The organism is Pseudostreptobacillus sp. (genome assembly GCF_977040545.1).
The window spans coordinates 1-10,439 of record NZ_CDRRBS010000032.1 but is presented as its reverse complement, the minus strand read 5'-3'; the positions used below and the strand labels follow the sequence as shown (position 1 = coordinate 10,439).

General features: G+C 25.9%; 10 protein-coding genes. All 10 read left to right on the top strand.

Annotated elements, in window-relative coordinates:
- The first annotated feature begins 201 nt into the window (after window positions 1-201).
- Complete coding sequence (locus ACWYO2_RS02895) at window positions 202-1,206, top strand: ABC transporter ATP-binding protein (protein ID WP_455514995.1); 1,005 nt, start codon at window positions 202-204, stop codon at window positions 1,204-1,206.
- A gap of 19 nt (window positions 1,207-1,225) precedes the next feature.
- Window positions 1,226-2,161: an ATP-binding cassette domain-containing protein gene (locus ACWYO2_RS02890; protein WP_455514996.1), complete on the top strand. Its 936-nt coding sequence runs from the start codon at window positions 1,226-1,228 to the stop codon at window positions 2,159-2,161.
- A 2-nt stretch (window positions 2,162-2,163) separates the two neighbouring features.
- A complete protein-coding gene (gene opp4B / locus ACWYO2_RS02885; RefSeq protein ID WP_455514994.1) occupies window positions 2,164-3,126 on the top strand; it encodes an oligopeptide ABC transporter permease in 963 nt (320 codons plus the stop codon).
- An 11-nt stretch (window positions 3,127-3,137) separates the two neighbouring features.
- Window positions 3,138-4,058 (top strand): ABC transporter permease, encoded by a 921-nt coding sequence (locus ACWYO2_RS02880; protein ID WP_455514993.1) that lies wholly within the window; start codon window positions 3,138-3,140, stop codon window positions 4,056-4,058.
- 232 nt (window positions 4,059-4,290) lie between these two features.
- Window positions 4,291-6,321 (top strand): BglG family transcription antiterminator, encoded by a 2,031-nt coding sequence (locus ACWYO2_RS02875; RefSeq protein WP_455514992.1) that lies wholly within the window; start codon window positions 4,291-4,293, stop codon window positions 6,319-6,321.
- A gap of 2 nt (window positions 6,322-6,323) precedes the next feature.
- A complete protein-coding gene (locus tag ACWYO2_RS02870; protein ID WP_455514991.1) occupies window positions 6,324-6,752 on the top strand; it encodes a PTS sugar transporter subunit IIA in 429 nt (142 codons plus the stop codon).
- A 13-nt stretch (window positions 6,753-6,765) separates the two neighbouring features.
- On the top strand, window positions 6,766-7,077 hold the full coding sequence (locus ACWYO2_RS02865) for a PTS fructose transporter subunit IIB (RefSeq protein ID WP_455514990.1): 312 nt from the start codon (window positions 6,766-6,768) through the stop codon (window positions 7,075-7,077).
- A 12-nt stretch (window positions 7,078-7,089) separates the two neighbouring features.
- Complete coding sequence (locus ACWYO2_RS02860; RefSeq protein ID WP_455514989.1) at window positions 7,090-8,277, top strand: PTS fructose transporter subunit IIC; 1,188 nt, start codon at window positions 7,090-7,092, stop codon at window positions 8,275-8,277.
- Entirely contained in the window at window positions 8,267-9,454 is a 1,188-nt protein-coding gene (locus ACWYO2_RS02855; RefSeq protein WP_455514988.1) for a MalY/PatB family protein, read from the top strand. The genes ACWYO2_RS02860 and ACWYO2_RS02855 overlap by 11 nt, the downstream gene beginning before the upstream one ends.
- A gap of 127 nt (window positions 9,455-9,581) precedes the next feature.
- Complete coding sequence (locus tag ACWYO2_RS02850) at window positions 9,582-9,977, top strand: PhzF family phenazine biosynthesis protein (RefSeq protein WP_455514987.1); 396 nt, start codon at window positions 9,582-9,584, stop codon at window positions 9,975-9,977.
- Window positions 9,978-10,439 lie beyond the last annotated feature (462 nt).

Sequence of the window (10,439 nt, the reverse complement as noted above, 5' to 3'; positions counted from 1 at the left end):
AAAAATAAAATAATTATTAATATGCGCTTTTTATAGAAGTGCATATTTTATTTTATATACTATAGTATTGATATATTTTGAATAATCATATATAATATTTATGAGTATCATATATATAATATATGATAATTGGTACTAGCAAAAAAATAATAAATGTAGTAAAATATAAGTCTAAGAATATTTTATTGAAAGGAGTAATTTATGAGCAATGATACATTACTTGAAATAAAGAATTTGACAACAAGTTTTCGTATAAAAGATAAATACTATAGTGCAGTTGACAATGTAAGTTTAACTTTAAATAAAAATGAAGTTCTTGCTATAGTTGGTGAATCTGGTTGTGGTAAATCTACATTAGCAACAGCTATAATGGGATTACATAATCCTTTATTCACTGATATAAAGGGAGAAATATTATTTGAAGGAAATAATCTAGTTGACTTTGATGAACAACAATTTAATCAAGTAAGAGGTAATAAAATAGGGATGATATTCCAAGATCCGCTTTCTTCATTAAATCCGTTAATGAGAATAGGGGAACAAATAGAAGAGGGTATGAAATACCATACAGATTTAAATTTAGAACAAAGGCAAGAAAGAGTAAAAGAACTAATAGCAAAAGTAGGTATAGATAATCCAGAAAGAGTAATGAGACAATTTCCTCATGAGCTATCAGGAGGTATGCGTCAAAGAGTTATAATAGCAATAGCACTTTCTTGTAGACCAGATATATTGATAGCAGATGAACCAACTACGGCTTTAGATGTTACGATACAAGCACAAATATTAGATTTATTACGTGAGTTACAAAATGAAATAGGTGCAGGTATTATACTTATTACACATGATTTAGGAGTAGTTGCAGAAATGGCTGATAGAGTTGCTGTTATGTATGCAGGAGAAGTAGTTGAAATTGCAAAAGTTGAAGATTTATTTAATAATCCTAAACATCCTTATACAAGATCACTTTTAAGCTCTATACCACAAATGGACAAAGATAATGATGATGAAGATTTATATGTTATACATGGAACAGTTCCTTCTCTTAAAAATTTACCAAGACAAGGATGTAGATTTAGAGAAAGAATTCCTTGGATAGCTGAATCTGAACATGAAGATCATCCAAGTTTACACGAAGTTGAAGATGGACATTTTGTAAGATGTAGTTGCTATAAAAACTTTTATTTTTCAAAGGTAGGTGAGTAAAAAGGTGAATGAAGAATTAATGATAATTAAAGACCTTAAAGTACATTATCCTATAAGAGGTGGATTCTTTAATACTATAAAAGATTATGTTAGAGCTGTAGATGGAATTAGCATGACTTTAGAAAAAGGTAAAACTTATGGTTTAGTTGGAGAATCAGGAAGTGGAAAATCAACTATAGGAAGATCTATTATTGGTCTTGAAAAAGTTACTTCAGGTAATGTTATATTTGAAGGTGAAAATATAAATTTAAATAAAATACCTAGAAAATCTTTATATAGAAAAAATATACAAATGATTTTCCAAGATTCAATGTCATCTTTAAATCCTAAAAAAAGAGTTTTAGATTTGTTATCAGAACCTTTAAAAAACTTTGAAAACTTTACTCCGGAAGAAGAAAGAAGAAGAGTTTGTGAATTATTAGAAATAGTAGGAATGACAGAAGATAACATAGTTAAATATCCACATGAGTTTAGTGGTGGTCAAAGACAAAGATTAGGGGTTGCAAGAGCAGTAGCAACAAATCCTAAATTAATAATAGCAGATGAGCCAGTTTCTGCATTAGATTTATCTGTTCAAGCACAAGTTTTAAATTATATGAAAAAAATACAAAAACAATTAGGATTAAGCTATATTTTCATATCACATGACTTGGGAGTAGTTAAGCATATGTGTGATCATATTTCTATAATGTATAAAGGAAGATTTGTTGAAACAGGGTCAAAAGAAGATATATATAAAAATGGGGTACATATATACACTAAGAGATTAATAGCTGCAATACCTGATGTAGATCCATCAGTTAGAGAAGAAAAACGTATTTTTAGAAGAAAAGTTGAAATAGAGTATAATGAATCTTTAAGAGACTATTTTGATGAAAATGGTAGAGTTTTTGACTTGATTAAGATAGATGCGAAAAAAGAACATTTTGTAGCACTTGATAAGGGAGGTAAATAAAAATGTGGAAAACTGTATTAAGAAGAACATTATTAATGATACCTCAGTTAATAATATTAAGTTTAATAGTATTTATGGTAGCTAGACTTATGCCAGGAGATCCTTTTAGTGGTTTAATAAGTCCTTCAACACCACCTGAAGCTGTTGAAAGATTGAGAGAACAAGCAGGATTAAATGACCCTTTATTTGTACAATATTTAAATTGGGTTAAAAAGTTATTACAAGGAGATTTTGGGATTAGTTATACATTTAAATTACCTGTGACTCAAATAATAGGTGAAAGAATATATAATACATTTTTCTTATCATTATTCTCAGTTGTTTTAATGTATTCTATAGCTTTACCTATAGGTATATTAAGTGGTAGATATAATGGTTCAAGATTAGATAAAATAGTTACTATATATAACTTTATAAGTTTTGCTATACCTACATTTATTTTATCTTTATTAATGGTATATTTATTTGGGTATAAATTAAGGGTATTTCCTACAGGGGGATCGGTTGATATAGGTTATATTCCAGGAACTTTAAGTTATGCAATAAATAAAATTTATCACTTATTACTTCCTGCAATTACTTATGCTTTATTAGGAACTACAGGAACTATAAGATATTTAAGAAATGAAATAATAGATGCTAAATCTTTAGATTATGTTAAAACTGCAAGATCTAAAGGTGTACCAGAATCGGTTGTTTATTCAAAACATATATTTAGAAACTCAGTATTACCTATAGCAACATTTTTAGGATATGTTATAACAGGATTATTTGGAGGATCTATATTCATAGAAACTATATTTAACTATCCTGGTATGGGACAATTATCTATACAGTCTATATCATCAAGAGATTATTCTATGATAACGACTTTATTATTAATATTTGGATTTTTAACATTACTTGGTTCATTATTATCAGATATTATATTGATGATAGTAGATCCAAGAATTAGAATAGAGTAAAGGAGGAGAAAATGGAAACTAAAAATGAAATTGAATTAGAAAAAGATAATAATATTGAAGAACAAAGTTTTGTTCCTTCAACATTTGAAATAATTAAAAGAGAATTTTTGAAAGATAAGTTAGCCTTGTTTTCTCTAACTTTATTAGTATCTCTTATAGTTATAATATTTATTTCAGCATCTTTTGTTTTAGATGTTAATGAAGTTATGAAAGTTAAATTGTTAGATAAATATGCTGCACCTATGGAAGGTTATTGGCTTGGAGCAGATTATGGAGGACGTAGTATATTAGGACAATTGATAATAGGTGCAAGAAATTCAATATTGATAGGTGTATGTGTTACTATAATTACAGAATTTATAGGTATTGCAATAGGAGTTGTAATTTCTTATTATGGTGGAATAGTTGAAAATATAGCAATGAGAATTATAGATTTTATAAGTATATTGCCAACTACTTTATTGATAATAGTTTTTGCAACTATAGTACCTAAATATAATGTATTTACATTTATAATGATGATGTCAATATTTTATTGGATAGGAACTACAAGACTTATACGTGGTAAAGTATTATCTGAAGTTAGAAGAGATTATATAAGTGCATCTAAAACGATGGGAACTAGTGATCTTGTTATAATCTTTAGAGAGTTACTTCCTAATATATCTAGTATTATCATAGTTGATTTAACTCTATCATTTGCAGGTAATATAGGAATTGAAACAGGATTAACCTTCTTAGGATATGGATTACCACCTTCAACACCGTCTTTAGGGATATTGGTAAGTTATGCAACAGATCCAGGAGTGTTAGCTGACAAATGGTGGGTATGGCTTCCAGCTTCATTATTAATATTAGTGTTAATGCTTTGTATTAATTATGTAGGTGAAGCTTTAAAAAGAGCAAGTGATGCAAGACAAAGACTTGGATAAATATAAAACTGACCTTAGGGTCAGTTTTTTTTTATAAATTGAAATTTTATTTATTTATATAATTTTTAAATAAATTGAAAATATATTTCAAAATAAAAATTTTTCTTGATTTTTTTTTCAAAATAATATATGATGTACTTTAAAACAAAATTGATTTCATGATAAATTGAAATGTTTTAAATCTTGAAAATGGACTCAATGAAGATATACTTTATTGTAGAGAGGAGATAAAATGTTAAACTCTAGATTACTAGAAATAATTAATATCATAATTGACAAAGGAGATGTAACTTTAAATGAGCTTTCTGTTCATTTGAATATAACGGAAAGAATGTTGAGGTATGATATAAATAGTATTAATGAATTATTTGTATATTATTTTAATCTAGAACTTATAGAAATCAGAAATTCATATGTTACTCTTATTATAACTAAAAGGAGATGTAGAGAATGTATTAAAGAAATACCTTTGAAGGAATATAACTTTAATAGTTTGGAAAGATCAAAAATGATTATGTTTGATATTTTATTATTTAATAATCAATTTAAATTAGATGAAATATCAGATATGTATTTATTGAGTAAAGCTACAATTAGAAATGATATAAAAAATATTAATGAATTGCTTAAAGAATACAGCATAAAAGTAAGTCATACAAATAAAGGGTATATATTAAGTGGAAGTGAATTAAATATTAGAAAGTGCATAATAAATCAAATAAATGAAATTAAAAGCAATAAATATATATTTAATTTTATTGAAAAAAAATTAAATAGTCTTAGCGTTAAAAAAGATGATTGTAAGAAATTATTAAAAGATTTTTTTAAACTAGATAATTTAAAAATAAATGATGATACTTTTGATATAATACTTTTATACATATATATATCAAAAAATAGAAATAATATGGGAAAACATCTTGAATCGTTAGATGTGTCAAATAAATCATTTTTGGTTAATACTCAAGAATATGAAAAATTATACTCATACTTTATTGATAAAGATTTTTTTGAGATTGATGTTGAGGTTTTAACAGATTTTTATCTAGGTTTATATAATTTTAATGATAAATATTCTTTCTTTTTAAATTGGATAAATATAGAAAATTTAGTGGATAGATTAATGGAAGGTTTGTCTAATGAATTTAATAAGGAACTTAGAGAAGATGATATATTAAGAAAAGAATTAATACATCATTTAAAACCTTGCTTATATAGAATAAATAATAAACTTTATTTAGGAGAAAGTATAAGTAAAGAAGTTAAAAAAGAATATGAAGATGTTTATTTAAAAACAAAGACTGTATTTGAATGTGTAGAAGATATATTTAATATTAGTTTAGAAGATGAAGAGATAGCCTATATTACGATAATGGTAAAAAGAGCTTTAGATAGATTGGGCGATTTAAAAGAAAATTCTAAAATTAAAATTTTAATAGTGTGTGGATTCGGTTATTCTACTTCAAAACTTATACAAGATGCTCTTATAAATAATTTTGATGTTGAGATATTAGATAATATTCCATACAATCAGTTAGAAAATTATAGTAAAATCAAAGATGTAGATTTAATTGTAACAACTATTGATTTTAATACTAAGACTCATGATGTTATAAAAGTTAATCCAATATTTAAAAGTGAAGATATATTGAAGCTTGAAAAATATGGATTAAAAAGAAATTCTAAAATATTAGAAAGTAGGCTTTTGGAGTTTATAAAAAAAAATAAAAATAAAGATCAAGAAACTATATTAAATCTTATGCGTGAGGAATTTAAGGGTTATATATATAATGATATAATTAAGTATAACAATGAAAAACATATATACGAATTTATTAATGAAAAAAATACGATTTTAAATATTGAAGTTGATAATATAGATAATTTATTAAAATTAATAGCTAATACCATGGAAGATAATGGATATACGGAAAGTGGATATGAAAATATTCTTAAAAAGCAAATTGAAAAATATGGTAAATATATTTTGGTGGGGGATGAAACGATATTACCTCATGGTGAACTTGGGTATATGGTTAAAAAAACGGGTTTTGTATTTATTACTCTTAAAAAACCTATTAAATTTTTTGGTAGTGATATTAGTATAGTTATAGCCCTTGCAACAAGGGATAAGGATGAACATATTAGAGCAATATTAGATATTAATAGTATGTTAAGATTAAAAGAATTTGAAAGTAAAATGAAGGAGCAAAAAGATTATAAAGCACTTATATCTTACTTCAAATCAAATTTAGGAAGGTAATTATGAAAATAGTAGAAAGAAAAAATATTTTAATAGAAGATACAAATATATCTAAAACAGATCTTATATTTAAAATGATAAAAAATTTGGAATTGGACGATAATAAAACTGAAAAATTATTTAAAGAAGTTTTAGAAAGGGAAAAAATAGATAATACAGTACTTGGATTTGGAGTGGCTATACCACACTCTAAGTCCAATAATGTTGATGATAGTTATATAGTATATTGTAAATTAAATAAATATATTATATGGGAAGAAGATGAAGAAGAAGTTAATAAAGTTTTTCTTATTGTAGTTCCTAAAAACAACCCAGATAAACATATAGAAGTATTAAAAGAGATTTCTGTTAAAATAATGAACACAAATTTTAGAAATAAGTTAAATGAATCAAATGATATTGATGAAATTTATAAAATATTAAATAGTTAATGGGAGGAAGAAAATGAGTAAAAAGGTCGTAGCGATTTGTGCTTGTCCTATGGGGATTGCACATACATTTATGGCTGCTGAATCATTGGAAAATGCAGCGAAAGAATTAGGAGTTGATATTAAGATTGAGACTCAAGGTGCAGATGGAATTCAAAATGAATTATCTAGAAAGGATATAGAGGAAGCTGATGCAATAATTCATGCAGTAGCTATAACACCTCAAGGTATAGAACGTTTTGATGATTTTGATGTATATGAGGTAACTTTAAAAGAGGCTATAAGAGAAGCAAAAGAAATATTAGAAGAAATCTTAGAAGAAAATTAAGGAGGAATAAAAATGGCAGTTGTTAAAAGAAGAGGAAAAGAAGTTTCAGGATTGCAAGCTTTTTATAAGCATATTATGACAGGTATTTCTTATATGATTCCTATATTAATAATGGGAGGTTTAATTGGAGCATTTTCTCAAGTTATACCTTATGTAATTTATAAATTAGATCCATCAGTATCTATACTCTCTGCAATTCAATCAGGTGATTTTACAGGTTTTGATTTAAGTTTATTAAAATTTGCCTCACTTATGGAAAGTTTTGGATTTACATTGTTTGGATTTGCGATACCTATGTTTGCTGCTTTTGTTGCAAATTCTATAGGTGGTAAAACTGCTCTTGCTGCAGGATTTATTGGTGGATATGTTGCTAATAAACCTATACAAATAATCTCTCTTGTAGATGGTGCTTATGATAAAGTAACACCTGTTCCTAGTGGATTTCTTGGTGCTATAATAATATCTATATTTATTGGATATTCTGTTAAATGGATGAATAAAAATATTAAAATGGGAGAAAAATGGCTAGCATTTAAAACAACATTTTTAATACCTTTACTTGCTGCGATATTGTGTATGGTTGCAATGATATTTGTAATTACTCCTATTGGTGGTTTAATAAATGTTGGTATTAGAAATACTCTTGAACTTGCAGGAAAGCAAGGACAATATGCCTATGCCTTAATAGTATCTGCTGCCACTGCATTTGACTTGGGTGGTCCAGTTAATAAAGCAGCGAGTTTTGTGGCTATAGGATTTACAACTGAAAAAATATTACCTATAACTGCTAGAAATATTGCGGTTGTTGTACCTTCTATCGGATTGGGATTATCTACTTTAATAGATAAGAAATTAGTTGGTAGAAAAGTATATAATAAAGAGTTTTATAATGCGGGTAAAACTTCAATGTTCTTGGCTTTTATGGGTATATCAGAAGGAGCAATACCGTTTGCTTTGGAAAATCCTGTGTTTGTTATACCTTTATATGTAATTTCTTCAGTTATAGGAGCAATGACAGCCGTGGTATTAGGTTCAGTGCAATGGTTCCCTGAAAGTGCTATATGGGCTTGGCCTTTGGTTTCAGGATTACCTGCTTATATGTTAGGGATAGCTGTAGGTTCTATAATAATAGCGGTTGTTAATGTAATTTATAGAAATCAAATGATAAAACAAGGGAAATTAGAAGTAGATGAAGATTAATAATTTTGATGAGAAAGTTGAACGTTCATTTGATATTAGACGTAAATGGGATTATAATCTTATTAAATCAAATATATGTGAGGATACACCTGTTGACTTTATACCTTTATGGATAGCGGATATGGATTTTAAATTACCAGATAAATTAATAGAAGTTTTAACTATGTATATACAAAATGGAAGTTTAGGATATACTAGTTTAACTTTTGATTTTTATGATTCTATAATTTATTGGCAAAAAAAAAGACATGGTGTTAATGTAAAAAAAGAATGGATAAATATATCTTATGGTACAGTAGGAATTTTACATGTTTTGAATCAAGTGTTTTTAGAAAAAGGTGATTATGTATTAATTAATACTCCTGTATATGAACCTTTTAAAAATGCAGCGTTAAATAATGAGAATAATATAGTAACAAGTCCTATGAAAATTGAGAATGGAAGATATTATATTGATTTTGAGGATATGGAAGAAAAGATTATACAGTATAAACCTAAAATATATATATTATGTAATCCTCATAATCCTAGTGGTAGAGTTTGGACAATGAATGAAATAGAAAAACTTGCTAAGATTTGTTATAAATACGGGGTTATAATGGTATCTGATGAAGTTCATTCAGAAATGGTGTTTTCTAATAATCATAATAGTTCACTTAAATTAGAAAATGAATATTTGAATAATTTAATATTTTTAACTTCTCCTAATAAAGCATTTAATTTAGGTGGACTAAAAACATCATATAGTATAATTCCTAATGATGATATAAGGGAAAAATTGAAAAAAGGTATGAAAAAAAATTCTATAACTTCTCCAAATATATTAGGTTTAATATCTCTTATTACAGTTTATAGAGAGTGTGAACAGTGGTTAGATGATTTAGTTGAATATATTTATGAAAATTATATATATTTGAAAAACTATATTGAAAATGAATTAAAGAATTTTCAATTGTTTTCAATGGAGTCATCTTATCTTGCTTGGATAAATTTAGAGAAAACTGGTAAAGATGCTAATTGGTGGACAGAGGAACTGGCTAAGGTTGGAGTTATAGTTGAAAATGGTAATGAATTTGTAGAAAATTCTAAAAATTTTATAAGATTAAATTTGGGGATTCCTAAAAAATATATAGAAGAATCTTTAAATAGAATAAAAAAAGTTTACGATTCACTTTAATTATATTGGTAGGTGTTATTTAAATAGCATCTACTTTTTATTTTTAAATTTTTATAGATTTTAATTATATAATTTGGTATAATTATTATAGAAATATTTAATTAAGAATTAAGGGAGTTGAATAAAAATGACACAATATGTATTGAATGTTAAAGATGGACTTATATCTGTTATACCTTGTGTAAGTTTACCAGAAGATGAAGTTATGGCTAAAATTGCAAAAGAAAATGGATATCCAGAAACTACTTTTGTTGTTAGAAAATCTTTTGGAGTTTATGATTTAAAAGTATTTACAAAAGAAGGGGAGAAAGAACTATCAAGTAATGCTACTCTAGCTACAGCTTATATTGTTAATAAATATATGGATAGAAGTATAGCATATATTGAATTTAATACTTTAGCTGGTAAACTTAAAATAAATAGAAAAGAAATAGAATATACTTTAAAATTCCCAGTTGGAATGGGTGAAGATGTAGTCGTAGAATTGCCTAAAGATTATAAATTAGAAGTAAAAGAATTATAATATATTAAATTTAAAATTCTAAATCATAGTTTGTTGTAAAATTGTAAGTAATTTTATGACTTTCTATGATTTTTAATTATTAAGTGTTAACTAATAAAGATGAAATAAATGTAGTAATTTTAACAAATGGAATATAAATCAAATAATTTAAGGAGTATAAATGCAAAAATTAAATGGAACAAGTATGGATTTAGTTCAAGAAAATGTTAAAAAGTTAAAAGAAATTTTTTTGATTTAGGGTGACTTAGGTTGCAATAGCCTTTTGTTGTATTGCAATATATGATATAAAATGATAATATAAATCTGTACAACATATGGGAGGTAAGATGTTATGAATATATTAGTTGTAAATGGACATCCAGATAAAGAAAGTTTTTGTGAAGCAATATTTAATTCATATGTAGATAATATAGATAGAGATAAGCATGATATTGAAACTTTGAAACTTAATGATATAGATTT

Excerpts from the sequence above, each read along its gene's own strand:
- ACWYO2_RS02895 (WP_455514995.1), top strand. The coding sequence starts at position 202 with ATGAGCAATGATACATTACTTGAAATAAAGAATTTGACAACAAGTTTT.
- ACWYO2_RS02890 (WP_455514996.1), top strand. The coding sequence starts at position 1,226 with ATGATAATTAAAGACCTTAAAGTACATTATCCTATAAGAGGTGGATTC.
- opp4B (WP_455514994.1), top strand. The coding sequence starts at position 2,164 with ATGTGGAAAACTGTATTAAGAAGAACATTATTAATGATACCTCAGTTA.
- ACWYO2_RS02880 (WP_455514993.1), top strand. The coding sequence starts at position 3,138 with ATGGAAACTAAAAATGAAATTGAATTAGAAAAAGATAATAATATTGAA.
- ACWYO2_RS02875 (WP_455514992.1), top strand. The coding sequence starts at position 4,291 with ATGTTAAACTCTAGATTACTAGAAATAATTAATATCATAATTGACAAA.
- ACWYO2_RS02870 (WP_455514991.1), top strand. The coding sequence starts at position 6,324 with ATGAAAATAGTAGAAAGAAAAAATATTTTAATAGAAGATACAAATATA.
- ACWYO2_RS02865 (WP_455514990.1), top strand. The coding sequence starts at position 6,766 with ATGAGTAAAAAGGTCGTAGCGATTTGTGCTTGTCCTATGGGGATTGCA.
- ACWYO2_RS02860 (WP_455514989.1), top strand. The coding sequence starts at position 7,090 with ATGGCAGTTGTTAAAAGAAGAGGAAAAGAAGTTTCAGGATTGCAAGCT.
- ACWYO2_RS02855 (WP_455514988.1), top strand. The coding sequence starts at position 8,267 with ATGAAGATTAATAATTTTGATGAGAAAGTTGAACGTTCATTTGATATT.
- ACWYO2_RS02850 (WP_455514987.1), top strand. The coding sequence starts at position 9,582 with ATGACACAATATGTATTGAATGTTAAAGATGGACTTATATCTGTTATA.